This is a genomic window from Actinacidiphila rubida (assembly GCF_900110255.1).
Taxonomy (GTDB): Bacteria; Actinomycetota; Actinomycetes; order Streptomycetales; family Streptomycetaceae; genus Actinacidiphila; species Actinacidiphila rubida.
Window position 1 is genome coordinate 255,104 of record NZ_FODD01000002.1, and the last position, 26,556, is coordinate 281,659.

Here is a 26,556-nt window from a genome sequence, read left to right on the forward strand (position 1 = left end):
GACCCGTTCCGCTCCTGGTCCTGCGTCTTCCGCCGTCCGCCGCGTGCCGGCCCCTGGTGCCGCCCCCGCGCCGACCCCCAGCCCCGCCCTGCCACGAGGAGGCACCCCGTGAGTGATCCGTCCCGCCACGCCGCACCGCCGCCCCCCGACCCGCCCGCGCCCCGGCCTCCGCGACCAGGTGCCCACGTCCTGCCCGCAGGGCCCGGTGCGCAGGGCCTGCCCGCTGCCGAGCCGTGGAACGACACGGCCCGCGGGATCGCCCCTGCGACCGTCGCCGAGCGCTTCGCGCGGCAGGTGGCGCGCACGCCCGGCGCGATCGCCGTGGCCGGCGGGAGCACGACTCTGACCTATGCCGAACTGGACGCCCGTGCCGAGCGGTTGGCGCGCGTGCTGGCCGCCCGCGGGGTGGGGCCCGAGTCGTTCGTCGCCGTGGTCATGGACCGGTCCGTCGACCTCGTGGTGGTGCTGCTCGCGGTCGTGAAGGCCGGCGGCGCCTACGTGCCGGTCGACCCCGGGTACCCGGCCGCGCGCATCGACACGATGCTCGGTGACTGCGCCCCCGCCCTGGTGCTGTGCGGGCCCGGACAGGCCGGGCTCCCCGGCGCGCTCGTCGTCGACGACGCCCTCGTCGCGTCCGGCGCGGCGCTGCCCGCCGTGACCGCGGGCACCCGGCCGGACCATCCGGTCTACGCGGTCTACACCTCGGGGTCCACCGGCGTGCCCAAGGGCGTGCTCGTGCCGCACGCGGCGGTGGACCGGCTCGTGCACGGCGAGTCCTTCGCGCGCGTGCGCGGTGACGACGTCGTGGCCCTCCTGGCGTCCGTGGCGTTCGACGCCGCGACGTTCGAGTTGTGGGGTGCGCTGCTCAACGGGGCCACGCTGGCGGTCGCGCCGCCCGGGCCGCTGTCGGTGCCCGCGCTCGGGGCCTTCCTGCGACAGCACCGGGTGAGCGTGCTGTGGCTGACGGCGGGGCTGTTCCACCAGGTCGTCGACGCCGACGTCGCGGTGCTCTCCGGGGTGAGGTGCCTGATCGCCGGCGGTGACGTCCTGTCCCCCGCGCGCTGCCGCACCGTGCTGGACCGGCTGCCCGGGACCCGGCTCGTCAACGGCTACGGCCCGACGGAGAACACCACGTTCACCACCACGCACGAGGTGACCGGGGTGGCCGCCGGGACCGGTGTGCCCATCGGCCTGCCCGTCGCGGACACCCGCGTCCACGTCCTGGACGCGCGGCTCGTGCCGGTCGCCGCCGGGGCCACCGGCGAGCTGTACACCTCGGGCACCGGTCTGGCCCGCGGCTACCTCGGCCGGCCGGGACTGACGGGCGAGCGGTTCGTGGCGAGCCCGTTCGGCGACGGGGAGCGGATGTACCGCACCGGCGACCTGGTGCGCCGCAGCGCGGACGGCGTGCTGGAGTTCGTCGGCCGCTCCGACGACCAGGTCAAGCTCCGCGGCTTCCGCATCGAGCCCGGCGAGGTCGAGGCGGCCCTGCTGTCCCACCCGGAGGTGGCACAGGCCGCGGTCGTGGTCCGGGAGGACGTCCGCGGCCGGCCGGACCTCGTCGCCTATGTCGTGCCCGCGGGCGCCGACACCGCGGCGCTGCGCGCGTACCTGCGGGCGCGGCTGCCGGCGTACCTGGTCCCGGCGGCCCTCGTCGGCCTGGCGTCGCTGCCGCTGACGGCCAACGGCAAGCTGGACCGCGGGGCGCTGCCGGCGCCCCGGTTCGGGTCGGCGGCCGGCGGCGGCCCCCGGACGGTCCGGGAGGAGGCCGTCTGCGCGGCGTTCGCCGAGGTCCTCGGCATGCCCGAGGTCGGCGTCGAGGAGAGCTTCTTCGATCTGGGCGGGACCTCGCTGTCCGCCGTCGCCCTCATGGAGCGCCTGCGGGCCCGGGGTGCGGCGGTCGACATCAGGACGCTGTTCGCCGAGCCGACGGTGGCCGGGATCGCCGCCGCCGCGGCCCCCGCGGCGATCGACGTGCCGCCCTGCCGCGTCCCGCCGTCCGCCGCGCGGATCACCGCGCGGATGGTCCCCTTCGCGGGTCTGACCACCGAGCAGCTGGACGCGGTGGTGGCCCCCCTCGCGGGCGGCGCGGCGAACGTCGCCGACGTCTATCCGCTGGCGCCGCTCCAGGAGGGCCTGCTCTACCACCACCAGCTGACCGCGGGTCAGGGCACCGACCCTTACGTGGTACGGGAGTTGTTCCGCTTCGGCTCGCGCGCCGGCCTGGACGCGTTCCTCGCCGCGTGGCAGCGCGCGATCGACCGGCACGAGATCCTCCGCACGTCCCTCGCGTGGGAGGGACTGCCGCATCCGGTGCAGGTGGTGCACCGGCGGGCGACGCTGCCCGTGGTGGAGGTGGCGCTCGCGGACGACGACGTGGTGGGACGCCTGCTGGCCGCCAGCGACGGGCCGATGGACCTGGGCCGGGCGCCGCTGACGGACGCCTTCGCGTCGCCGGACGGGGACGGCTGGGTCCTGGCGCTCCGGCTGCACCACGTCACCCAGGACCACACCACGCTGGAGGTCGTCCTCGACGAGGTGGCGGCGATCATGCGCGGCGACGAGGCGCGGCTGCCCGAACCCCTGCCGTACCGCGCGTACGTGGCGCAGTCGCTCCTGGCGGTCCCCGCCGAGGAGCACCAGGCGTACTTCGCCGCGCTGCTCGGCGACGTCACCGAGCCGACCGTGCCGTTCGGGGTCGTGGCCGTCCGCGGGGACGGCCGGGACGTCACCGAGCGGAGGCAGGCGCTGGACGCCGCTCTCGCGGCCCGGGTGCGGGTCGAGGCCCGGCGTTTCGGGGTCAGCCCGGCCACGCTCTTCCACGTGGTGTGGTCACGCGTCCTCGCCGGTGCCTGCGGGCGGGACGACGTGGTCTTCGGGACCGTGCTGTTCGGCCGCCTGCAGGGCGGCGCGGGTGCCGACCGCGTCCCGGGCCTGTTCATCAACACCCTCCCGGTGCGGGCCCGGACGCGGCAGGGCGGCGTGCCGGACGCGTTGCGCGCGATGCACCGGCAGCTCGCCGAGCTCCTGGTGCACGAGCACGCGTCGCCCGCCGCGGCACAGCGCGCCTCCGGCGTCCGGCCCCCCGCGCCGCTGTTCACGGCGCTCTTCAACTACCGCCACGAGACCGCGCGCGCGGGTGCCTCACCCGCGCCGTTCGAGCGCCTGCTGGAGAGCGAGCGGACCACCTATCCGCTGACGGTGTCGGTGGACGACGACGGCACCGGTTTCGTCTTCGTCACGCAGGCCGCCGAGGGGATCGACCCGGCGCTGGTGGGACGGCTGCTGGCCGCCGCGACCGAGGAGGTCGTGGGCGCGCTGGCCCACCACGGCGCGGGCTCGCGGGCCGCGCGTCCGGAGGGCGGCGACCGCGCTCCGACCCGGGCCGTGACCGCCGACGAGCAGCCGGACACCCGGGCCGCGGCGCCAGACGGTCAGCTCGACGACCGAGCCACGACGGCAGACCCGCTCCCGGACGCCCGAGCCACGACAGCGGACCAATTGGCGGACGAGGACCGGCACAGGGTGCTGGTGGAGTGGAACGACACGGCCGTCCCGCCGGTGGTCGTCACGGTGCCGCAGCTGTTCGCCGAACGGGTCCGGCAGGCGCCGGACGCGCCCGCGGTGGAGCTCGGTGACGAGGTGCTGTCCTATGCCGAACTCGACCGCAGGTCGGACCGGTTGGCGCTGCGGCTGATCGAGCGGGGCGTGCGCCCCGGCGAACCGGTCGCCCTGTTCCTGGAGCGTTCGCCCGACCTGGTCGTGGCGACGCTGGCCGTGCTGAAGGCCGGCGGTGCCTACGTGCCGCTGCACGCGGGCCACCCCGCGGAGCGTCTCTCCTGGGTGCTGGCCGACTGCGGGGCACGCGTGCTGGTGACCGACGAGGTCATGGCGCGGCGGGAGTTCGCCCACGACGCGCACGTGATCGTCCTGGACGGAACGGGCGGGCCCGACGGGCGGGTTCCGCTTCCGGCGGTCCGGATCCGGCCCGCGGAACTCGCCTACCTCATGTACACGTCCGGCTCGACCGGGCAGCCGAAGGGCGTGGCGGTCACCCACCGGGACGTGGTCGCGCTGGCCACCGACCGGCGCTGGGAGGGCGGCAACCACCGGCGGGTCCTGATGCACGCCCCGCACGCGTTCGACTCCTCGACCTACGAGATCTGGCAGCCGCTGCTGAACGGCGGCACGATCGTGGTGCTGCCGCCCGGGGAGTTCGACCCCGAGGCGATGCGCCGCACCGTGGTGGACGGCGGCGTGACGGGCATCCTGCTGACCGCGGGGGTGTTCAACCGCCTGGCGGAGGACGGCAGCGACCTCTTCGGCCGGGTCCGCGAGGTGCTGACCGGCGGCGACGTCGTCTCGGCCGCCGCGGTGCGACGGGTCCGCGCGGCCTTCCCCGGCACCGTGCTCGTCGACGTCTACGGTCCGACCGAGACGACGCTGTTCGCGACCTCCTACCGGGTGGGGCCCGGCAGTTCCCTGGACGAGGGCGTGCCCATCGGCCGGCCGCTGGACGGCATGCGCGCGTACGTCCTCGACGAAGCCCTCCGTCCCGTCCCGCCCGGCACGACCGGCGAACTGCACCTCGCCGGCGCCGGGGTGGCCCGCGGCTACCTCGGCCGGCCCGGGCTGACCGCCGAACGCTTCACCGCCTGCCCCTTCGGGCCGCCGGGCGAACGGATGTACCGCACCGGCGACCTCGTGCGGTGGCGCGCGGACGGGCAGCTGATCTTCGCCGGCCGCGCGGACGACCAGGTGAAGGTGCGCGGCTTCAGGGTCGAACCGGCCGAGATCGAGGCGGTGCTGGCGGGACGTCCCGAGGTGCGCCGCGCGGCCGTCGTCGTCCGCGAGGACCGTCCGGGCGACAAGCGCCTGGTCGGCTACGTGGTGCCGGCCGCAGGCGCGGACGCGGTGCCGGCGGCGCTGCGCGCCGCGGTCGCGGAGGTGCTGCCGGACTACATGGTGCCGGCCACCGTCGTGGTGGTGGACGGCTTCCCGCTCACGCCGAACGGCAAGCTGGACCGCGGCGCGCTGCCCGCCCCCGTGTACGCGGCCGCCGGGAAGGCCAAGGGGCGCGGGCCCGCCGGCCGCACCGAGGAACTGCTGTGCCAGGCCTTCGCCGAGGTCCTCGGCGTGCCCGCGGTGGGCGCCGAGGACAGCTTCTTCGACCTGGGCGGGCACTCGCTGCTGGCCGCACGGCTGATCAACCGGATCCGCTCGGCCTTCGGCGCCGAGCTGGCCATCGGCGCCTTCTTCGAGGCGCCGACCGTCGCGGGCGTCGCCGCCCGGCTGGCCGCGGCTCCCGCGACCGCCGCCCGGCGCCCCGCGCTCCGTCCCCGCGCGCTTGTGAAGGAGTCGTCGTGATCGCACCGTCGTACGCGCAGAGCCGTCTGTGGTTCCTCAACCGGCTGGAGGGCGGCGCCACGTACAACCTGCCGGTGGCCGTCCGGCTGACCGGTCCGCTCAGCGCGGACGCGCTCGAAGCGGCCCTGGGGGACGTCACCGACCGCCACCACAGCCTGCGCACCCGTTTCCCGGAACTCGACGGCGGTCCCGTGCAGGAGGTCGTCCCCGCCGCGCAGGGCCGGCCCGTGCTGCGCCGGGCCCGCACGTCGGCCGACCGGCTGGCCTCGGTCCAGGAGGAGTTCGCCGAGGCGGGCTTCGACCTGGAGAAGGACCTGCCCCTGCGGGCCCTGCTCCTCGAACTCGCCGCCGACGACCACGTGCTGGTCCTCGTCATGCACCACATCGCCTGCGACGGCTGGTCGATGAGGCCGCTGTGGCACGACCTGTCGGTCGCCTACGCCGCGCGCCGCGCCGGCCACGAGCCCGGCTGGGAGCCGCTGCCCGTGCAGTACGCCGACTACGCGGAGTGGCAGCGTGACCTGCTGGGCGCGCCGGACGACCCGGACGCGCTGCAGTCGCGGCAACTCGCCTACTGGCGCGACGTGCTGGCGGGTGCTCCCGAGGAGCTGGCCCTGCCGGCGGACCGGCCGCGTCCGGCGGTGTCCGGCCGGGGCGCCGGCCGGGCGGGGCTGGCGATCCCCGCGGACCTGCACGGCCGGCTGGCGGGGCTGGCCCGCGCGCACGGCGTGACGCTCTTCATGGTGCTCCAGGCCGCGGTGGCGACGCTCCTGTGCCGGATGGGCGCGGGGACGGACGTCCCCCTCGGCACACCGGTGGCCGGACGCACCGACGAGGCGCTGGACGACCTGGTCGGCTTCTTCGTCAACACGCTCGTCATCCGCACCGACCTGTCCGGTTCCCCCACCTTCGCGGACCTCCTCGCCCGGGTGCGGGAGCGCAGCCTGGGCGCGCTCGACCACCAGGACGTGCCGTTCCAGCGGCTGGTCGAGGAACTGGCACCGTCGCGTTCGACCTCACGCCACCCGCTGACGCAGGTGCTGGTGGTCCTGCAGAACAACGAGGCCGCGGTGCCCGATCTGCCCGGGATCGCGGCCCGTCCCTACCTGGTCGGCCGTCCCGTCGCGAAGACCGACCTGACCTTCGAGTTCGGCGAGCGGGCGGCGGAGGCGGACGGCCGTCCGGCCGGGATCGACGGTGCCGTGTTCTACGCCACCGACCTCTTCGACGCCGGTACGGCGGATTCCCTGGCGACGCGGCTGCTGCGGCTGCTGCAGGCGGTGGCGGCCGACCCCGCGCGGCGGGTCGGCTCGATCGACCTGCTGTCGGAGGAGGAGTGGCGCGAGATCCTGGCGCCGGGCGCGGAGGTGGCCCCCGCGCCGGCCGCGGCCGCCACGCTCCCCGGCCGGTTCGAGGCGCGGGCGGCCGGGAACCCGCACGCGCCAGCGGTCGTGGACGCCGACGGCACACGGCTCACCTATGCCGAGCTGAACTCCCGCGCCAACCGGCTCGCCCGGCTGCTCGTCGCGTGCGGGGCCGGCCCGGAGGGCCGGGTGGCGGTGGCCCTGCCCCGCTCCGCGGAGCTGGCCGTCGCCCTGCTCGCCGTCCTCAAGTGCGGTGCCGCCTATGTGCCGTTGGACCCCGACTATCCGGCCGACCGCGTGGCGTACATGCTGGCGGACTCCGCCCCCGCGGTGCTGGTGACCTCTCGCGGCACCGTCGCGGCCGGCCGGGAACGGGGCATGGGGGCACCCGGCCGGGAACAGCCCGCGCCGGCACCCGGCGGGGAGCGGCCGGCGCCGGTCACGCTGCTCCTCGACGACCCCGCCACCGCGGACCGCCTGCACCGCCTCCCGGACGGCGATCTGACCGACGCGGAACGGACGTCGGCCCTCCTCCCGTCCCATCCTGCCTACACGATCTACACCTCGGGGTCGACGGGCCGCCCCAAGGGCGTCCTGGTGCCGCACGCGAGCGTGCTGCGCCTGTTCACGGCCACGGACGCCTGGTTCGGTCCCGGCCCTGAGGACGTGTGGACGTGGTTCCACTCGTTCGCCTTCGACTTCTCCGTGTGGGAGATGTGGGGCGCGCTGCTGCACGGCGGGCTGCTCGTCGTGGTGCCCGTCGACGTCGCCCGCTCCCCGGCCGAGTTCCTGGCGCTGCTGGCGCGGGAGCGGGTGACGGTCCTGAACCAGACGCCCTCGGCGTTCTACCAGCTCGACCGGGCGGACGCGCAGCACCCCGCGCTGAGCGCCGGACTGGCCCTGCGCACCGTGGTGTTCGGTGGTGAGGCGCTGGACGTCACGCGCCTTTCCGGCTGGCACGAGCGCCACGGCGACCGGGCTCCGCGGCTGGTCAACATGTACGGCATCACCGAGACGACCGTGCACGTCAGCTACAAGGAGCTGGCAGCCCTGCCCACGGGCGGCGGCGCGGTGCCCGGCACCATCGGCCGCGGCATCCCGGACCTGAGGGTCCATGTGCTGGACGACGCCCTGCTGCCGTGCCCGCCCGGCGTGCCCGGCGAGATGTACGTGTCGGGCGCCGGCCTGGCCCGCGGCTATCTGGGGCGCCCGGACCTGACCGCGGGCCGGTTCGTCGCCGATCCCTTCGGACCGCCGGGACAGCGGATGTACCGCAGCGGGGACCTGGCGAAGTGGAGTGCCGCCGGGGAGCTGGAGTACCTGGGGCGCAGCGACGACCAGGTCAAGATCCGCGGCTTCCGGATCGAGCTCGGCGAGATCGAGTCGGTGGTCGCCGGGCACGACGCGGTGACGGCGGGCACCGTCCTGGTGCGGGAGGACCGGCCCGGTGACCTGCGGCTGGTCGCCTACGTCACCACGTCCGGCCCGCACGCGCCGGCCGACCGGGACCGGCTGGCGGCCGCGCTCCGGGCCCACTGCACGACCCTGCTGCCCGGCTACATGGTGCCGTCGGCGTTCGTCGTGGTCGACGCGTTCCCCCTGACGGTGAACGGCAAGCTGGACCGGCGGGCGCTGCCCGCGCCGGAGGCCGCGGCCCCGGCCCCGTCCCGCGCACCGGGCACGCCCGAGGAGGAGGTGATGTGCGGCCTGTTCGCGGAGGTCCTGGGCGCGGGAAGCGTCGGCGCCGACGACCACTTCTTCGACCTCGGGGGCCACTCCCTGCTCGCCGTCCGGCTCATCAGCCGCATCCGCGCCGTGATCGGCGTCGACGTCGAGGTCCGCACGCTCTTCGAAGCGCCCACTCCCGCGATGCTCCTCGCCCGCATCGCCGGCGGCGCGGGGGCGGCCGCGGGCACCGATGCGGCGACGCGTCCCGTGCGCGGGCCCAGGCCGCCGGTGATCCCCCTGTCGTCGGCCCAGCGGCGCCTGTGGTTCATGGCCCAGTGGGAGGGTCCGAGCCCCACGTACAACATGCCCGCCGCGTACCGGCTGACGGGCCCGCTGGACACGGCGGCGCTGCGTGACGCGCTCGCGGACCTGGCCGCCCGGCACGAGAGCCTTCGCACGGTCTTCCCCGCGACGGGCGGCGAACCCCGCCAGCTGGTGCTGCCGGCCGACCAGGCGCGCCCCCGGCTGCCGGTGCGCGCCGTGGCCCGCGGCGGGCTGGACGCGGCCGTGGCGGAGGCGTCGGGCCGCAGCTTCGACATCGCGAACGAACCTCCCCTGCACGCCGAGCTGCTGGCGCTCTCCCCCACCGACCACGTCCTCGTCCTCGTCCTGCACCACATCGCCGGCGACGGCTGGTCGATGAAGCCGCTGCTGCGCGACCTGGCCACCGCGTACACGGCACGCCTGGCGGGCCGGCCGCCCGGGTGGCCCGAACTGCCGCTGCAGTACGCCGACTACGCGGTGTGGCAGCGCGACCTCCTCGACGCGGAGGACGACCCCGGCAGCGCGATGAGCCGCCGGCTCGACGCGTGGCGCCGGCAGCTCGCCGGACTTCCGGAGGACCTGCCGCTGCCCACCGACCGGCCGCGTCCGGCGGTCCCCTCCTACGTCGGGGCGGGCACTCCGGTGGAGATCGCACCCGAACTGCACGCCCGGCTGGTGCGGCTCGCGCGCTCGCACGGCGCGAGCCTGTTCATGGTGGTGCAGGCGGCGTTCGCCGCGCTGCTGTCCCGGCTGGGCGGCGGCACCGACATCCCGCTGGGCACGCCCGCGGCGGGGCGCCGGGACGACGCGCTCCACGACCTGGTCGGGATGTTCGTCAACATGCTCGTCCTGCGGACGGACCTGTCCGGGGACCCGCGGTTCACCGACCTGCTCGCCCGCGTCCGGGAGACCGACCTGGCGGCGTACGACGGGCAGGACGTGCCGTTCGAGCGGCTGGTGGAACTCCTCAACCCGGGCCGCTCGACCGCACGGCACCCGCTGTTCCAGGTGATGTGCGCGCTGGACAACACCGCCCCGGCGGAGCTGTCCCTGCCGGGCCTCGAGGTCCGGGAGCGCCCGGGCGTCCGGGCGGCGGCCCGGTTCGACCTGTCGCTGAGCCTGACCGAGCACACCGCGGGCGACGGCGGTGCCGGCGGTGTGCGGGGGGTCCTGCAGTACGCCACCGATCTGTTCGACCCGGCCACGGCCGAGGCGATGGCGGCCCGGCTGGTCCTCGTGCTGACCGCGGTGGCCGACGATCCGACCGTCCGGATCGGGGCGCTCGGCATCCTGCCGGAGCACGAGCGCGAGACCGTTCTGGCGGCCTGGAACGACACGGGGACGAGCGCTCCGGCCCGCACGCTACCGGACCTCTTCCAGGAACAGGTACGGGCGGACCCCGACGCGACGGCGGTCGTCTGCGAAGGCGAGCGGCTCACCTACGGCGAGGTGGACGCCCGGGCCAACCGGCTCGCCCGGCTGCTGATGGCGCGCGGCGCGGGGCCCGAACGGACCGTGGCCCTGGCGCTGCCGCGGTCCGCCGAGGCGATCGTGGCCCTGCTGGCCGTGGCCAAGTCGGGGGCCGCCTACCTGCCGCTGGACACCGAATACCCCGCCGAACGCCTCGCGTTCATGCTCGACGACGCACGGCCGCTGCTGGTGCTGACCACCGCCGCGACCGCCGGGCGCCTGCCCTGCGTCGCCGCGGCGCCGCACCTCCTGCTGGACGCGGCGGCCACGGCCGCGGCGCTCGGCGCCGCCTCGGCGCGGGAGGTGACGGACGGCGAACGCCGCCACCCGCTGCTGCCCGCCCACCCCGCCTATGTCATCTACACCTCCGGATCCACCGGCCGTCCCAAGGGCGTCCAGGTGACCCACCGCGGCATCTCCGGATTCGCCACCACCCAGCGGGAGTTGCTGGACATCGGACCGCGCAGCCGGGTGCTGCACTTCGCCTCGCTCGGCTTCGACGCCGCCACCGCGGAGATCTGCCGCGCGCTGCTGTCGGGCGCGACCCTCGTGGTCAGCCGGCGCAGCGTGTTCGGGCGGCACGGGCTGGCCGAGACGGTGCGGACGGAGGGGGTCACGCACGCCTTCCTGCAGCCGGCGCTGCTCGCCGCGGGCGCCGACCTGTGCCTCGACGGCGTCCGCACGCTCACCGTCGGAGGGGAGGCGTGCCCGCCGTCGCTGGTGGAACAGTGGGCGGGAGGCCGCCGGATGCTCGTCTTCTACGGCCCCACCGAGGCGACCGTCCTCGCCACCCACCACCTGATCGGGCCCGGCGACGCGGACCATCCGTCCGCGGCGCTGCCCATCGGCAGGCCGCTGGCCGGGATGCGGGCCTACGTGCTCGACGCACGCCTCCAGCCGGTGCCCGCCGGCGTGACCGGCGAACTCCACCTCGCGGGCGGCGGCCTGGCCCGCGGTTACCTCGACCGCCCGCAGCTGACCGCGGAACGGTTCGTCGCGTGCCCGTACGGGGAACCCGGCGAGCGGATGTACCGCACCGGCGACCTGGTCCGCTGGAGCGGGGACGGCGAGCTGCACTTCGTCGGCCGCACCGACGACCAGGTCAAACTGCGCGGTTTCCGGATCGAGTTGGGCGAGATCGAGTCGGTGCTGGCGCGCCTTGACGAGGTCGCGCAGGCCGTGGTCGTCGTCCGTGAGGACCGGCCGGGCGACCGGCGCCTGGTCGCGTACGTGCTGCCGGCACCGGGCGCCGTCCCCGATCCGGCCCGGCTGCGGGCCTTCGCCGCACGGACGCTCCCCGAGCACATGGTCCCGTCGGCCGTCGTGCCCCTGACGGCCATGCCGACGACGGCGAACGGCAAGCTCGACCGCCGGGCGCTGCCCGCGCCGGAGGTGCCCGCGCCCGCGGCCTCGCGGGCTCCGCGCACGGCCGACGAGGAGATCCTGTGCGGGCTCTTCGCGGAGGTCCTGGGCGTGGACGGCGTCGGCGTGGACGACCACTTCTTCGAACTGGGCGGCCATTCCCTGCTCGCCACCCGCCTCATCGCGCGCGTCCGCGCCGTGTTCGCCACGGAGGCGGACGTACGCACCGTGTTCGAGGCGCCCACCGTCGCGCTGCTCGCGTCCCGGCTCGGCGCCGCTCCCGCAACGTCGGGCCTGCGAGCGGTGCTGCCGATCAGGGACGCGGGCGCCGGTGAGCCGCTGTTCTGCCTCCCGCCGGCCGGCGGGCTGAGCTGGGCGTACGCCAGGCTCCTCGGCCGCCTTCCGGCCGAGCAGCGCGTGTACGGCCTCCAGGCGCCCGGGACGTACGGGGAGGGGCCGGTACCGGAGGCGGTCGAGGCGATCGCGGCGGACTACGCGCGCCGGATCCGCCGCATCCAGCCGCACGGTCCCTACCGGCTCCTCGGATGGTCCTTCGGCGGCGTCAACGCCCACGCCGTCGCCGTCCGGCTCCAGGAGGAGGGCGAGCGCGTGGAGTTGCTCGCACTCCTCGACGCCTACCCGCACGGCGCCGCGGGAGGGGACGCGGACGAGGCGGCCCTGCTCGCCGATCTCGCCCGCTCACTGGGGGTGCCGCCGTCGCCGGCCGACGTCCCGGCGCTGTCGCCGGAGTGGATCCTGCACCGGCTGCGCGCCGACGACCACCCGCTCCGGGACATCTCGGAAACGGTGCTGCACGCCATGCTCCACGACTACCGCATCGCGCGCGCCTCCCGGCTCACCCACGCGCCCGGGGTGTTCCGGGGGGACGTCCTCGCGTTCACGGCGGCGGCGAGCGCACCCCCGGACGTCACGGCCACGGGCACCTGGTCGCCCTACGTCGACGGGCGGATCACCGAGCACCGGATCGCGTGCCGGCACGAGGACATGCTGCACCCGGCCCACGTCGGCGCTGTCGCCGCCGCGGTGGCCGGGGCGTTGAGGTCCGGAGGCGAGGGGCCGGGCGTCGCCCCCGAGAGCGCGGGCCCGGAACTCGCGGCGGCGGGGCGGCGGGCCTGACGCCCCGCTGATGCGCGACCGAGGGGCGGTGCCCCGGCCGGACGGCCGGGGCACCGCCCCTCGCCGCGTGCCGGGCCGGCCCGCGACGCACGTGCCGACTCGGCGCGGGACGCGACGCGGTGGCTCGGCGCGGGGCACGACATGGTGGGCCTGGGGGTGGGGACTTGAGGCACCTGAAGGACGAACAGGTCTTCCTGGCAGGGGACGTGACCGAGAACGTCCGCGCCGAACGCGCCGGCCCGGGCCGGGACCGGCGCCGGGCGGGGCCCGGCACGGCGGGGCTGCGCGCGGCTGTTCGGGGCCGGACGCGAGGCCGAGGCGTGGGGGACGGGCCGACGGGCGGGGGCCGGGTGCGGGAACCGACGGCTTCCCGTGGGACGGGAACGCCGCGCACCCCCGCGGCGCCGGGCGGCGTCGGGGGGTGCGATGACGTGCGGGTCGGACCGGAGGCTGCCGCGGCGGCTCAGGGGTGCCGCGCGGGCGGCGCCCCGGCCGCCGTCCCGGGGATGGCCGGGCCGGTCCCGCCCTGGACGTGCTCGCCGCCGTCCTCGGCGGGGGACGGCGCGGGGATCGCCGCGCTCCAGGCAGCCGAACTCGGCGCCAGCTCCTGGGCCTTCGCCGAGGCCCGGGCGAGGGCCGTCTTGAGCGGGATGCCGAGCGCGGCCGCGGCCGCGGCGACGTCCTCGTACTCGGGCTGCCCGTTCACGAGCCGGCCGCGGTGGCGGGCGAACTTGATCCGGACCGGCCGGCCGTCCAGCGACACCGTGGCGAAGTGCCGCGCGAGTTCGTGCTTCCCGACCCGGTACTCGCGCAGGCCCAGCGTGGACGTCTCGGTCAGGACGACGTCCCGGAGCGCGGCCAGCCGGGACGGCGGGCACAGGACCGACAGGGTGTGCGCGGGACGTCCCTTCTTCATCACGATCGGGGTGAGCCACGCGTCGGCCGCGCCGGACGCCAGCAGCCGGGACAGGACGTACGGCCAGACGCGGGGATCGAGGTCGTCGACGTTCGCGTCGACGACCACCGCGTCCGTGAGGCGCGGCTCCCCGCCGCCTTCGCCGCCGCCCGGGCCCACCGGGCCGTCCGCGTCCCCTTGCGCTTCCCGCCCTGCCTCCCCCTCGGCCTGCCCGTCCGCGGCCGCGCCGTTCCCGCCGCCCGCCGTCGTGACGGGACGGCCGAGGACGACCCGGACGACGTTGGGGCTGTGCGGCAGGTCGCGGGTGCCGGCGCCCATGCCGACGCCCCGCACCCGCAGCAGCGGCATGGCGCCCCAGGAGCCGCACAGGGTGAGCAGCAGAGCGGCGCCGGTGGGGGTGCACATCTCGAAGGGCTGGTCGCCGGAGCGGACGGGTGCGCCGTGGTCGGCGGCGAGCCGCAGCACGGCGGGGACGGGCACGGGGATCGATCCGTGCGCGGCGGTCACCCGGCCCTGACCGAGCACCAGCGGGGTCGATGTCGCCTCGGTGATGCCCAGTTCGTGGTGGGCCGCGCAGACGGCGGTCACGTCGGCGATCGCGTCGAGCGCCCCCACCTCGTGGAAGTGGACGTCGTCGGCGGGGACGCCGTGGACCGCCGCCTCGGCTCGGGCCAGCCGCGCGAACACCGACAGCGCGGTGTCGCGGACGGGTGCGGCGAGGGGTGCGTCCGCCAGCAGGGCCCGCACGGACCGCCACGTGCGGTGCGCGGGCCCGGGCTCGGTGTCGACGTGGGCCTTGGTGGCGGCGAGGCCGCCGCGCACGACGCGTTCGGTCCGGAGCCGGACCGCTCCCGGCACGACCGCGTCGACGGCCCGCTGCAGCGTCTCCAGCGAGGCCCCCGCGTCGAGCAGCGCGCCCATCAGCATGTCCCCGCTGGCCCCTGACGAGCAGTCGAACCACGCGGCGGCGGCCATTCAGGCCACCTCCCGCTCCGCCGCTCCCGCGGCGGGGGCGCGGCGGGCGATCCGGGCGGCGGCGACCGCGGCCCCGAAGCCGTTGTCGATGTTGCAGACCGTGATGCCGGGGGCGCAGGAGTTGAGCATGCCGAGCATCGCGGTCAGTCCGCCGAGCGCACTGCCGTAGCCGACGCTCGTCGGGACGGCGATGAGGGGGACGCCGACCAGGCCGCCGACGACGCTGGGCAGCGCGCCCTCCATGCCGGCCACCACCACCAGGCAGTCGGCCTCGTGGAGGTCGCCGAGCACGGCGAGGAGCCGGTGGAGGCCGGCCACACCCACGTCGCGGATGCGGCGGACCGCGCAGCCGTACTCCGCGGCGACGAAGGCCGTCTCGGCCGCCACCGGTTCGTCGGAGGTGCCCGCCGACAGGACGGTGACCGAGCCGCCGGGCGCCGGCCGGTCGCCGAGTGCGGCGCAGCGGGCGACCGTGTCCACCCGGGCGTCCGGCAGGGCGGCCGCGACGGCCGCCAGGGTCTCGTCGGACAGCCGGGTGGCCAGGGCCGGGCGGTCCCCCGGCTGCTCGCGCAGGGCCCGCAGCAGCGCCACCGTCTGCTGCGGGGTCTTCCCCGCCGCGTAGACGACCTCGGGGTCGCCGGTCCGCAGGGCGCGGTGGGTGTCCAGCCGCGCGAAGCCGAGGTCCCGGACGCCCCCGGGGCCGGTGCCGGTCAGCGGCCCGTCCCGCAGGGTGACGAGCGCGTCCTCGACCGTGCCGGCTCCGGAGGCCACGCGTTCCAGCAGGATGCGCACTTCGTCACTGTCCATTGCTGCCCTCCGGGCTGCGTGGGGCGGCCGTCGGTTCGACGGCCATGGTGTTGAGGGATCCCGAGCGGAATCCGAGCGGGTCGACCTCGACGTCGTCGAAGCCGGCGTCCCGCACGGCGTCCAGAGCGGGCCGGCAGTCCCCCAGGTCCCGCACCGCGGACGGGGTGACCTGGATCAGGGCGCGGTTCCCGAGATCACGGACGCGCAGATCGCCGGAGACGATCCCGGCCTCCCGCAGTGCCGTGCGCAGCGCCTCCTCCGCCCGCTCGACGCGGGACAGCCGTTCCCGGGTGATCGTCAGCCCGTAGGCGATCCGGCTGGACAGGCAGGGTGAGGCGGGTTTGCTCCAGGTGGGCAGGCCCCAGCTGCGACTCGCGGCCCGCACCTGGGCCTTCGTGAGGCCCGCGTCGGCGAGCGGGGTCAGGGCGCCGAGAGCGGCGGCGGCCTTGACGCCGGGGCGGAAGGGGTCGAGGAGGTCGTCGGCGTTGGTGCCCGTGGCGATGGCGTCCATGCCCTCCTCGGTCGCGAACTCCCCTAGTTTTTGTAGGAGTTCGGTCTTGCAGAACCAGCACCGCGAGCGGGCGTTGCGCCGGTAGCCGTCGCTCTCCAGCTCGCGGGTGGTCACGAAGGCGTGCCGCACGCCCAGGTCGTGCGCGATCGTGCGGACGGCACGGCGTTCACGGTCGGACAGGCTGGCGGAGTCCCCGGTCGCCGCGAGTACGCGGTCGGGGCCGAGGGCACGCGCGGCCGCGGCCAGGACGAGCGTGGAGTCGGCCCCGCCGGAGAACGCCACCACCAGCGAGTCGAGGGCGGCCAGTTGGGCGTGGAGGTTCTCCAGGCGCCCGGCCAGGTGCGGGTCCTCCGTGACCGCGAGGTGTGCGGTTCCCGAGACCGGGCGGTGTCCGGCCGCTGCGGGCGCCGCCGGGGACGGGCCCGATGGTGCGGTCGGGAGCGGCGTGGTCGGGAGCGGAGTCATCCGTTGCGTGGTCCGCGTGACGGGCGTCGTCCGCGTGATGGGCGCGGTCTGCGTCAGGTGCGTGGTCTGCGTCACGGGTCACCCGATTCCCAGGGCCTGGAGCATGGGGCGCAGCTTCGCGCAGGTCTCGGCGTACTCGTCGTCCGGGTCGGAGCCGGTGACGATGCCGCAACCGGCGTAGAGCGAGGCCGTGTGGGAATCGACGACGCCGCTGCGGATCGCCACCGCGAACTCGCCCTGGCCCGCGAGGTCGGTCCAGCCCACGGGAGCGGCGTACCAGCCACGGTCGATGCCCTCGTTGTCGGCGAGCCAGTCGAGGGACTGCGCCCTGGGGTGGCCGCCGAGTGCCGGCGTGGGGTGCAGGCGCTCGACGAGGTCGAGGATGCCGGCCGATTCGTCGGCCAGTCGGCCTTCGACCGCCGTCGACAGGTGCTGGACGTGCGGGAGTTGGACGACGCGGGGTGCGGGCGCCTCGGTCACGGCGGTGCACGCGTCGCGCAGGGCGTCGCGCAGCGCCCGGACGACCACGTCGTGCTCGTGCCGGATCTTGGCGCTGGCCGCGAGTTCCCGTGCCAGGGCCGCGTCCTGCGCGGGGGTGGCGCCGCGCGGGGCGGTCCCGGCGAGTCCGAGGGTGTGCACCGAGCGGCCGGTGAGCCGCACCAGGTACTCGGGCGTCGCGCCGAGGAAGGTCCGCGAGCCGTGGCCCACGGCGAACACGGTGGCGTGCGGGTGCGTCCGCTCCAGTCGCCGGAGCGCCACCGGGAGGTCGAAGGGTGCGGTGGAGGTGACCCGCACCTCGCGTGCCAGCACGACCTTCTCGAACCCGCCGGCTCCGATGTGGCGGACGGCGCGCCGGACGAGGTGCTTCCAGTCCTCGGCCGGCGGCACCTCCTCCGTCAGGGCGGCGACCGCGGGAGCGCAGCTGTCGGCGGCGGCGTCGGCGGACGGGTGAGGAGCGGGCGGCGCCGTCAGGCACCGCGCCGCGAGGCGGAGCAGGGACCGGGCGGTGCGCACCGGGTCGTCGCCGGGGTGGAGAACGGCGTTCAGGCGCACTTCGGCCGCGGAATCCGCCCCGCCCGCCCCGGAGTTCGTGCCGCGTATCTGGAGGGCCGGCACCCACATCAGGCCGTCGGGCCAGGCGGACGGCGACGGAGTGCGCGCCGGTGCGAAGGAGAAGCCGCCGACCAGCACGGGGCCGGACCCGCTGGTGCCCTCGGCCGGAGGGCCGCCGAGTACGGGACCGGTGCTCAGCCGCTGCCAGTCCGCGCGGACGGCCGCCACCCGGCCGTCGCCGCGCGCGGTCAGGTCGTGGGCGGTGCCGAGGCCGACGAGGAAGTCCCCGCCCCAGGCGGACTGCCACAGCAGGGACCGTTCGGTGCGCGTGCGGCCGTGGCTCCACAGGTCGATCGGTGGCGGTTGCGGTGCGACGGTGCGGCAGCTGGCGAGGACGGGCCGGTGTTCGCGCCGTGCGATGGCGGCGGCCCGCCGGCAGACGTCGAGCAGGTCCGCGGGGAAGGAGGGGCCGAGGGCGTCCGGCGCGGTGCCGGTGGGGTGCGTGGTCGCCGGGCCGCGTGCCGCCGCGGGGCGGAACACCTGCCGTCCGGGGAGGGGGCGGCGGGTCGGGTGGGTGTCGAGGGACATCGGTGGCCTCCGGGCGTCAGACGCTGGTCAGGCTGCGGGCGCGCGGCTGCCACAGGGTTCGGCCGACGGCTTCCACGACCGGCCGGAGCCGCGTCATGACGTCGGCGAACTGCGCGCCGCTGAGCGCCTGGGCGCCGTCGCACAGCGCCGCCCGCGCGTCGGTGTGGACGTCGATCAGCAGTCCGTCCGCGCCGCACGCGGCGGCGGCCAGGGACATGGGTCCGACGAGGTGGGGCCGGCCGGTGCTGTGGCTCGGATCGACGACGACCGGCAGATGCGTGCGGCGCTTGGCCTCCGCGACCGCGCTCAGGTCGAGGGTGAAACGCGTGCTGCGGTCGAAGGAGCGGATGCCGCGCTCGCACAGCACCACACCGCCGTTGCCCATGTGCATCAGGTACTCGGCGGCGAGCAGCCACTCCTCGATGGTGGCCGCCATGCCCCGCTTCAGCAGGACCGGCCGGCCCGACGCCCCGGCCTCGCGCAGGAGGGCGAAGTTCTGCATGTTGCGCGTGCCGATCTGGAGCATGTCGCTCTCCTCGGCGACCCGTTCGACGTCCTGCGGGGTGACCACCTCGGTGACCACGGGCAGTCCGGTGCGGCTGCGCTGCTCCGCGAGCAGGGCCAGGCCGGCCACGCCCAGGCCCTGGAAGCTGTAGGGAGAGGTGCGGGGCTTGAAGGCGCCGCCCCGCAGCATGGCCGCCCCCGCGGCCACCACCGCGTCCACGACCCCCGTCATCTGGTCCTGGCTCTCCACGGCGCAGGGGCCCGCGATCACCACGAAGCCGTCGCCGCCGAGGACGGCCCCGTCCGGACCGCCGACCGCCACCCGGGAGTCGGCGGAACGGAAGTCACGGCTGGTCAGCTGCTGGGCTCCCTGGCCGTCGACCACCCGTTCCACACCGGTGGCGGTCTCCAGGACGCCCGCCGCGCCGGGGGCCTCGTTCTCGGTGATCACCAGCGTGGCGCCCTCGAACTCGCCGATCACCGGGTCGAGTCCGCTCTGCCGGAGCAGGGCCTGCACGTGCGCGATCTGGTGGGGCGTCGCGTCCTTGCTCATGACAGCGATCATTTGGTGCCTTCCCTGGGTGTCGTGTGGCCGCGCATTTCCCTGGCGGGACGCCGCGGTCGGGGATGATTCCCGCACCATGCGGGCACTGGGGCGCGTTGCGGAAAACCGGGGCGCGCCTCAGGATCGGCCGCGCCGGCTCTCACGGTGGGGCAGCGGGGAATTCGGGGACTTCGCAAGAAGAGCGAAAGAGGGAGAACGAAGAGAAGGAGGAACAGGACGCCTGGGGGCGCCTTTCGTGCGCCCCGTGGGGATGCGCCGGCCCGGTGGCCCGCGGTTCGGTCACCGCCGGACGGAGCTTCCCGTTCGGTGACGAGAAGGATGCTGCCACGCCGCAGCGGCCTCCACCTAGCCCCGCCCGCCGGCCGCCCCCACTGCTCGGCCGACGGTCGTGAAACCGCCTTCCACCAGGCACGATGCCCGGCTGGCATGGAATCGCCCGCGGTCGGCTTCCCCCGGTGTGCACCTTTTGCCGCCGATGGCCGGCCGCTCTCCCCATGGGGCCATGGCCACAAAGGGACGAGAGGCAGAACGGGGTTTCCGGCCCATGATATTGATGCACCGCCGGAACCGCGGCGGCCGTAAGGACGAGAGCACGGAGGCCGACGATGAAGATGATCGACATCAGCCAGGGATGGTACGACGGGATGCCGTCCTACGACGCTCCCTGGTATCCGGAATTCGGGGTGCGCCGCGCCATGACGCCGGCCACCGATCCCGCGCAGGGTGGACGGACCTTTTCCGATCTGAGCCTCTTCCCGCACAACGGAACGCACGTCGAGTCCGGATTCCATTTCTTCGCCGACCGGGAGAAGATCGACGAGGTCCCACTGGAGACGTTCGCCGGCCGGGTCTGCATCGCCGACCTGTCCCACAAGGGCGATCTGGACCCGGTCACCGGGGAGGACCTCGACAAGGCGCTGGAGGGCGTGTGGCAGCCGGGCGACCGGCTGCTGATCAGGACCGACCACCCCCTCCGGTACCTGGGGCGCGCGGACTACTGGGACAACCCCCCGTACCTCACGGTCTCGGCCGCCGACTGGGCGGTGGAGCACGGGGCGGTGCTCGTCGGGCTGGACTGCATCACCGAGCGCCCGGACGACCGCAGCGGCCAGGTCCACCGGCGGCTGCTCGAAGCGGGGATCCCGATCCTGGAGAACATCCAGAACCTCGACCGGATCTCGGGGCCCGTGGCCCAGTTGATGGCACTGCCGATCAAGATCGCCGGTGTCGAGGCCGCGCCGGTGCGCGCGGTGGTCATCGAGGACTGGCCGCTGTGACGCCCGGCCCCACCGGCCACGACGGCCCGGACGCCACCGCGGTGGCGCTCGCCCGCTCCGCCGCGCCGACGGCGCTCGCGGTCGACCGTGCGGTCGAGGAGGTGCTGGGGCTCGTCGGCGACCCGCTCGACGCGCTCGGGCGGGGCGACCGGGTCGTCATCAAACCCAACATGTTCCAGCGCCAACGGGACTTCCACACCAACGCCGACCTGCTGGTGGCGCTGGCCCGGCGCGCGGCGGCGCGCGGTGCACGGGTGTTCGTCGCGGAACGGACCAGGGCGCTCCTGGAGATCCTCCGGGACAGCCCGGTCCACCGGTACGCCGAGGTCGTCAGCTTCGACGACCGGCCGCTGCGGATCGTGCAGATCCCCGCGGCGACGTCGCTGCGGGTGCCGATCGCGGTCCCCGACCTCGTCACGGACTGCGATCTCTTCGTCGGGGCACCGCAGTTGCGCACGCATTCCAGCGTGGTCTTCACCAACGCCATGAAGAACCTCGTCGGGCTGCTGCCGGGATTCACCACCCGCATCGTGCACATGGCAGGCGTGGAGGAGAGCATCGTGGACCTCAATCTGCTGCGGCCGCAGCACCTGGTGGTCAGCGACGCGACGACGGTCATCGAGGGCAACTACCCGATGGCCGGCCGGAGCAGGAGGGTCGGCGTGGTGGCCGCCTCGCGCAACGCGGTGGCCCTGGACACGGTGACGGCGGCCATGGCCGGGATCGACCCGTCGGAACTGGCCTACCTCCAGGACGCCGGGAGGCGGGGACTCGGCCCGGCGGACCTGGGGTCCCTCGCGATCCGCGGGGAGGAACTCGCCGACGTCTCCTTCCGGATCGAACGGGGTCCGGTGGACCTGACTCCGCCGCGGGCGGGCATCCACGTCCACGCGGAGACCGCCTGCCCGGACTGCCGGCGCTGGATCGCCGCGGCACTGGGCCGCCTTCGGTCCGAACTGCTGGCGTACGAAGGGGAGATGACGATCATCTCCGGCCCCAGGACGGAACTTCCGGCACTGCGAGGCGCGGTGGTGCTCGTCGGCAACGCGACCTACGAGCACCGCGAGGCCGGGGTGTACCTGGAGGGCTGCCCGCCGCGGGCCATCCAGGTCGCCGGGTTCCGCCAGGCCATGGGCCTGCCCGCGTCGGAGGCGGAACTCAGCCAGTCCCGCCTGCCGGTGGCGGGCGTCGATCCCGCGTGGCCCCGGCTGGAGGAGTGTGTCTGAACGTGCGGGCGCCGGGTGAGTACGGGGGACGTCGTTCCCCCCGAACTCACCCGGCTCCGCGCCGTTCCCGCCGCCGTACTGGCAGCCGGTAACGCGGCGGGAACCCATCGGGAAAGGCGGTGTCCAGCATCAGTGGTGTCAACAGCGACCACCACGCGAAAGGCAACCGCCATGGGACGCAAGCTGGCAGGACTGGCCGGAATCATCGTCGCGGTGCTGGCCTTCGGGCTCACGGCCACCGGCACGGCGGGACACGCGCCGGCCTCCTCCCCCGCCCACCACGCACTGGCCGAGGGCAAGGGCCCGACCTCCACCGGTTCGTAGGCCCGGCGCGAGGGATCCCGCCGGCCCAGTGGCCCCTGGCACGCACGACCGCCCGGGCGACCGCCGCGGACGCGGCGCCACCGGAAGGGTCCCGGCCGCCGGAACGCCCGACGGATCCGGCCGCGGGAACGCCCGCCGGATCGCAGCCGCCGGAACAGCACAGCGCACCACGCGACGACGCGCCACAGCGCGAGCGACCGCGGCACGCACCACCGAACCGCCGCCCGGGAAGCACGACGACGCCCCGGGGGCGGCGCGCGGAGCCGGTACTCACACCGGACCGGCCGCGTACCGAGCCCTGGAGGACGAACCGCCGCCAGGCGCCGGCCAGCACCTACGCCCGACTTGGAGAAGCCATGCCTCAACCCACGGTCGTCGTCATCGCTGACGATCCCATCGTCAAAGAAGGCACGGACGCCTACCTCAGCCGAGTCGACGGGTTGCGCCTCAGCCCGATCGACGACCTGCCGAGCGCCGACGTCCTGCTCCTCCTCACCACGCGCATCACCGAGAGCACCCTGACGCTGCTCCGCAACGCCGCGACCGTCAACCGCAACCGCGGCCGGCGCGTGGTGCTGGTGGTCAACGAGATCAGCGAGCGGGAGCTGGTCCGCGCCGTCGAGCTGGGCCTGACGCACCTGCTGCTGCGCCCGGACAGCACGTACGAGCGGATCGTCGAAGCGGTCTGCCACCCCGGCGACTGCGTGCTGCCCACCTCGGCGATCAGGCTGCTGGCCGAGCACGTCAAGCAGGTGAACTCCACCGGGCCCCAGTCGCACGGTCTCTCGCACCGCGACATCGAGATCCTCAGGATGATCTCGGACGGCGCCAGGACGGCGGAGATCGCGGCGAAGCTGAGCTACTCGGAGCGGACCATCAAGAACGTCCTGCAGGCCCTCATGAAGCGGCTCAGGGTCCGCAACCGGGCGCACGCCGTCTCGTGGGCGATGCGCGCCGGCCTCATCTGACGGGCCGTCCGCCGGGCCCGTCGGTCCCACCGAGCCCCGGCCGGGCTCACCCGGAGGACCGGTCCTCCGGCACGTCGTGCAGCACGGGGGCGTAGGAGATGCCCACGATCAGGCCGTCCGCCGTGAGGAGCCGGGCCACCGTCTGGCCCCACGGCTCGGTACGCGCCGCGTGCACCAACGCGAAGCCCGCTCCGCTCAGTTCGTCACCGGCCGCCGCGACGGCCTCCGGGCTCGCCACCTCGAACTCGATCGACGCCTGCGGCACCACCCGGTCGGCGGGCCACTCGGCCGTGCCGAAGCACGCCTGCGCCGCCTCCGACAGCGGCCACAGGCCGAAGTGCCTGCTGCCGGGGACGTTCCCGCTGGAGTAGTAGCCGTCGCCCTCCCCTTCCAGCGGGAGGCCGAGCGCGTCGATGAACAGCGCGCGGCTCAGCGGCGGGTCGGCGACGACCGCTGCCACGCTCGTGATGAAGAGAACGTCCATGCCGGTCGGGGCCCTCCCTGCTGCGATGCGGCCGCGGACCGCGGACGGCGGCTTCGTCCGCGCCGCGTCCGGCCGGTCCCCGCAACCTATCCACCCGCCCCGGGACGGCCTGGGCACGCGGGCCGACACCCGCCGCGCGTCACCCGATCGGTCCGCGCCGGCCGGCCGCCGCCTGCCGTACGGGCCCTGACCTGACAAACCCGTTGTCCGCACTCCGCTGCGTCCGGCATGATCCGCGGGATGGACACGTATCTGGAGACCGAGCGCCTGACCCTGCGCCGCTTCACGGCCGACGACGCGGACCTGCTGATCGAGCTGGACAGCGACCCGGCGGTGATGCGCTACCTGACCGGGGGCGAGGCGACCGCCCCGGAGATCGTCCGCGAAGGCCACCTGCCGTACATCATCGCCGGTTACGAGCGGTGGGACGGCGAGCTCGGGCTGTTCGCCGCGTACGAGCGGGACGGCGGAGCGTTCATCGGGTGGTTCTGCCTGCGTCCCGAAACGGACGGCCCCCGGGAGGAGGCCGAACTCGGTTACCGGCTGCGGCAGTCGTCCTGGGGCAGGGGCTACGCCACCGAAGGCTCGAAGGCCCTGCTGCACAAGGGGTTCACCGGCCTCGGCGTGCGCCTGGTCTGGGGCGAGACGATGACCGTGAACGACGGCTCGCGCAAGGTCATGGAAAAGCTGGGCATGACCCTCGTGGGCACCCTCCCCACTCCCCCGGACATGGAGCAGGTCGAGGGCTCCGAGCACGGGGGCGTGCGGTACGAACTCACGAAGGAGCAGTGGGCGCAGCGTTGAGTCGCGCCGGACGGTGCTGACGTGAACGTGCCGCCGGCCGGGCGGCTGCGATCAGGCCCGCAGCGGGGGTTCGCCGTCGAGGAGCTCGCCGTCGAGAGGCTCGTCGAGGTCCGGCGGATCGGGGTTCCAGCGGTACTGGATGTCGTCGTTCTTCAGCAGGACGCCCGCCTTGACCATGCTCTCCAGGATCTCGTCCACCATGATGCCGAGCGGGAATCCGTCGATCCAGAAGTGGCCCTTCATGGATCCGAAACCGCGATCGGGCGGGATCGCCCCGAGGAACCTGCCCAGCCGGTATCCGGCCTGGTCGAAGTCCGTCCATTCAGCCAGAATCTCCGGCAGCCCCGCGGATTCCATGTCCCCCCGTTCCGCTCCTCGCCGGACCGGCATCCGGCTCTCACCGCCATCGTAGGGCCGCCCGGCACGGGGTCCTCGCTCGATCCGGAGCCGAGCCTCCGCAGGAGATGAGGCGTGAGGATCGAGCGGCGTGTGCGTCTGAACAAGTGGACGGGATTACCCGGCCCGCTTGCGGACAGGCGTCGTGGAGCAGGGACGGCCCTCCGTGAGCGGGTGTCCTCAGCCGGAAGATCAAGGAGTTGCCTGATGAGCGCCAGCGACAAGGCCCATGCCAAGACCGACCAGGTCAAGGGGAAGGCGAAGGAGACCGCCGGCCACGCGGTCGGCAACGAGCGCCTGGAAGCCGAGGGGCGGGCGGACCAGGCCAAGGGTGATGCCCGAGAGGCGGGCGAGAAGATCAAGGACGCCGCCAAGGACGTGCTGGGCGACTGACCGGCACGGTCAGCAGTGTGGGGCGGCCCGTCGCGATCAGCGCGACGGGCCGCCGCACGCGTACGCCGCGTGACGGTGCCGTACCAGGCGGTGCCGGCGCGGCCGTCACACGTTCTGCGGGAAGCCCAGGTTGAGGCCGCCGTGGCCGGGGGCGGGCCAGCGGGAGGTGACGACCTTGCCGCGGGTGAAGAAGTGGACGCCTTCCGTGCCGTGGGCGTGGGTGTCGCCGAAGAGGCTGTTCTTCCAGCCGCCGAAGGAGAAGTAGGAGACGGGTACCGGGATGGGCACGTTGACGCCGACCATGCCGACCTCGACCTCGTGCTGGAAGCGCCGTGCGGCGCCCCCGTCGTTGGTGAAGATCGCCGTGCCGTTGCCGTAGGGGTTGGCGTTGATGAGCGCCAGCCCCTCGTCGTAGGAGGCGACGCGCACCACCGACAGGACGGGCCCGAAGATCTCGTCGGTGTAGACGGGCATGTCGGGCGTGACGTCGTCGAAGAGCGTGGGCCCCAGGAAGAAGCCGTCGCCGTCCGCGTCGAACTCGTCCTTCGTGCCGTCCACGACGAGCCGTGCCCCGGCCTTCGTGCCGGCGTCGACGTAGGAGGCGACCCTGTCCCGGTGCTGACGGGTCACCAGCGGGCCCATGTCGCAGTTCCGGGTGCCGTCGCCGGTGCGCAGCCGGCGCATCCGCTCGGCGATCCGGGCGACGAGGGCGTCGGCGACGGGCTCGACGGCGACCAGCACCGAGATGGCCATGCAGCGCTCGCCGGCCGACCCGAACCCGGCGTTGACGGCGGCGTCGGCGGCCAGGTCGAGGTCCGCGTCGGGCAGCACCAGCATGTGGTTCTTGGCGCCGCCGAGCGCCTGGACCCGCTTGCCGTGCCGGGTCCCCGTCTCGTACACGTACCGGGCGACCGGCGTGGATCCGACGAAGGACACGGCCGCGACGTCCCTATGGGTGAGCAGGGCGTCGACCGCCTCCTTGTCGCCGTTGACGACCTGGAGCACGCCGTCGGGCAGCCCGGCCTCCTTCCACAGCGCGGCCATCGCGAGCGTCGCGCCGGGGTCCTTCTCACTGGGCTTGAGCACCACCGCGTTGCCGCAGGCGAGCGCGAGGGGGACGAACCACATCGGCACCATCACGGGGAAGTTGAACGGCGAGACGACCGCGACCACACCGAGCGGCTGCCGCATCGAGTGGACGTCGACGGCGGTGGAGGCGTTCTCGGTGAAGCCGCCCTTGAGCAGGTGCGGGATGCCGCAGGCGAACTCCGCCACCTCCAGGCCCCGGGTGACCTCGCCGAGTGCGTCGGAGAGGACCTTGCCGTGTTCGGCGGTGACGAGGGCGGCGATCTCCGCCCTGCGGGCGTGCAGGAGTTCACGGAAGGCGAAGAGCACCTGCGACCGCCTGGCGAGCGACACCTCGCGCCACTGCTGCCAGGCCGCCTTCGCGGAGGTGACCGCGGCGCCGGCGAGTGCGGCCGAGGCGAGGTCCACCACGCCGGTCAGCTCCCCGGTGGCCGGGTTGTGGACCGGGGCGGTGCGTTCGGCGGTGCCCTCCCACGGACGGCCGTCGATGAGGTGGGTGATGCGCCGCGGCTCGCTCACGGC

At 74.9% G+C, this 26,556-nt stretch carries 16 protein-coding genes; 8 read left to right on the forward strand and 8 right to left on the reverse strand.

Annotation, left to right across the window (positions count from 1 at the left end; all coding sequences use genetic code 11):
- The first annotated feature begins 108 nt into the window (after positions 1–108).
- Both BMW99_RS41900 and BMW99_RS02730 read left to right on the forward strand, forming a co-directional pair.
- Positions 109–5,367 (forward strand): non-ribosomal peptide synthetase, encoded by a 5,259-nt coding sequence (locus tag BMW99_RS41900; RefSeq protein ID WP_075016146.1) that lies wholly within the window; start codon positions 109–111, stop codon positions 5,365–5,367.
- Positions 5,364–12,692: a non-ribosomal peptide synthetase gene (locus BMW99_RS02730; RefSeq protein WP_069465874.1), complete on the forward strand. Its 7,329-nt coding sequence runs from the start codon at positions 5,364–5,366 to the stop codon at positions 12,690–12,692. Before BMW99_RS41900 ends, BMW99_RS02730 begins: the two co-directional genes overlap by 4 nt.
- A gap of 463 nt (positions 12,693–13,155) precedes the next feature.
- On the opposite strand, the gene larC is transcribed toward BMW99_RS02730, so the two are convergent.
- Genes larC through aroF form a run of 5 tightly spaced genes read right to left on the reverse strand, consistent with a single transcriptional unit; the run spans position 13,156 to position 19,064 of the window.
- On the reverse strand, positions 13,156–14,583 hold the full coding sequence (larC, locus tag BMW99_RS02735; protein ID WP_075016147.1) for a nickel pincer cofactor biosynthesis protein LarC: 1,428 nt from the start codon (positions 14,581–14,583) through the stop codon (positions 13,156–13,158).
- On the reverse strand, positions 14,584–15,390 hold the full coding sequence (gene larB, locus BMW99_RS02740; protein WP_069466242.1) for a nickel pincer cofactor biosynthesis protein LarB: 807 nt from the start codon (positions 15,388–15,390) through the stop codon (positions 14,584–14,586).
- On the reverse strand, positions 15,380–16,441 hold the full coding sequence (gene larE, locus BMW99_RS02745) for an ATP-dependent sacrificial sulfur transferase LarE (RefSeq protein ID WP_218159294.1): 1,062 nt from the start codon (positions 16,439–16,441) through the stop codon (positions 15,380–15,382). Before larE ends, larB begins: the two co-directional genes overlap by 11 nt.
- 3 nt (positions 16,442–16,444) lie before the next feature.
- Entirely contained in the window at positions 16,445–18,007 is a 1,563-nt protein-coding gene (locus BMW99_RS02750) for an isochorismate synthase (protein ID WP_079175900.1), read from the reverse strand.
- A 16-nt stretch (positions 18,008–18,023) separates the two neighbouring features.
- A complete protein-coding gene (aroF, locus tag BMW99_RS02755; RefSeq protein WP_245791150.1) occupies positions 18,024–19,064 on the reverse strand; it encodes a 3-deoxy-7-phosphoheptulonate synthase in 1,041 nt (346 codons plus the stop codon).
- Between the two features lie 617 nt (positions 19,065–19,681).
- On the opposite strand from aroF, the gene BMW99_RS02760 reads away from it, so the two are divergent.
- The 4 genes from BMW99_RS02760 to BMW99_RS02770 all read left to right on the forward strand — a co-directional run bounded on the left by BMW99_RS02760 (position 19,682) and on the right by BMW99_RS02770 (position 22,871).
- A complete protein-coding gene (locus tag BMW99_RS02760; protein WP_069462115.1) occupies positions 19,682–20,353 on the forward strand; it encodes a cyclase family protein in 672 nt (223 codons plus the stop codon).
- A complete protein-coding gene (locus BMW99_RS02765) occupies positions 20,350–21,579 on the forward strand; it encodes a DUF362 domain-containing protein (RefSeq protein WP_218108377.1) in 1,230 nt (409 codons plus the stop codon). Before BMW99_RS02760 ends, BMW99_RS02765 begins: the two co-directional genes overlap by 4 nt.
- Before the next feature lie 171 nt (positions 21,580–21,750).
- Positions 21,751–21,903 (forward strand): hypothetical protein, encoded by a 153-nt coding sequence (locus tag BMW99_RS41135; protein WP_176735392.1) that lies wholly within the window; start codon positions 21,751–21,753, stop codon positions 21,901–21,903.
- Positions 21,904–22,259: 356 nt separating this feature from the next.
- Complete coding sequence (locus BMW99_RS02770; protein ID WP_069462114.1) at positions 22,260–22,871, forward strand: helix-turn-helix transcriptional regulator; 612 nt, start codon at positions 22,260–22,262, stop codon at positions 22,869–22,871.
- 46 nt (positions 22,872–22,917) lie between these two features.
- Here BMW99_RS02770 and BMW99_RS02775 read toward each other — a convergent pair whose 3' ends face one another.
- On the reverse strand, positions 22,918–23,355 hold the full coding sequence (locus BMW99_RS02775; RefSeq protein WP_069462113.1) for a VOC family protein: 438 nt from the start codon (positions 23,353–23,355) through the stop codon (positions 22,918–22,920).
- 240 nt (positions 23,356–23,595) lie between these two features.
- Between BMW99_RS02775 and BMW99_RS02780 the strand changes: the two genes are divergently transcribed.
- Entirely contained in the window at positions 23,596–24,159 is a 564-nt protein-coding gene (locus BMW99_RS02780; RefSeq protein WP_069462112.1) for a GNAT family N-acetyltransferase, read from the forward strand.
- 51 nt (positions 24,160–24,210) lie between these two features.
- On the opposite strand, the gene BMW99_RS02785 is transcribed toward BMW99_RS02780, so the two are convergent.
- Positions 24,211–24,516, reverse strand: coding sequence for a hypothetical protein (locus tag BMW99_RS02785; protein ID WP_069462111.1), 306 nt, complete (start codon positions 24,514–24,516; stop codon positions 24,211–24,213).
- A 246-nt stretch (positions 24,517–24,762) separates the two neighbouring features.
- On the opposite strand from BMW99_RS02785, the gene BMW99_RS02790 reads away from it, so the two are divergent.
- Complete coding sequence (locus BMW99_RS02790; RefSeq protein WP_069462110.1) at positions 24,763–24,948, forward strand: CsbD family protein; 186 nt, start codon at positions 24,763–24,765, stop codon at positions 24,946–24,948.
- Positions 24,949–25,053: 105 nt separating this feature from the next.
- Here the strand turns inward: BMW99_RS02790 and BMW99_RS02795 are convergent, their stop codons facing one another.
- Positions 25,054–26,553 (reverse strand): CoA-acylating methylmalonate-semialdehyde dehydrogenase, encoded by a 1,500-nt coding sequence (locus BMW99_RS02795; RefSeq protein WP_075016149.1) that lies wholly within the window; start codon positions 26,551–26,553, stop codon positions 25,054–25,056.
- Positions 26,554–26,556: the final 3 nt, after the last annotated feature.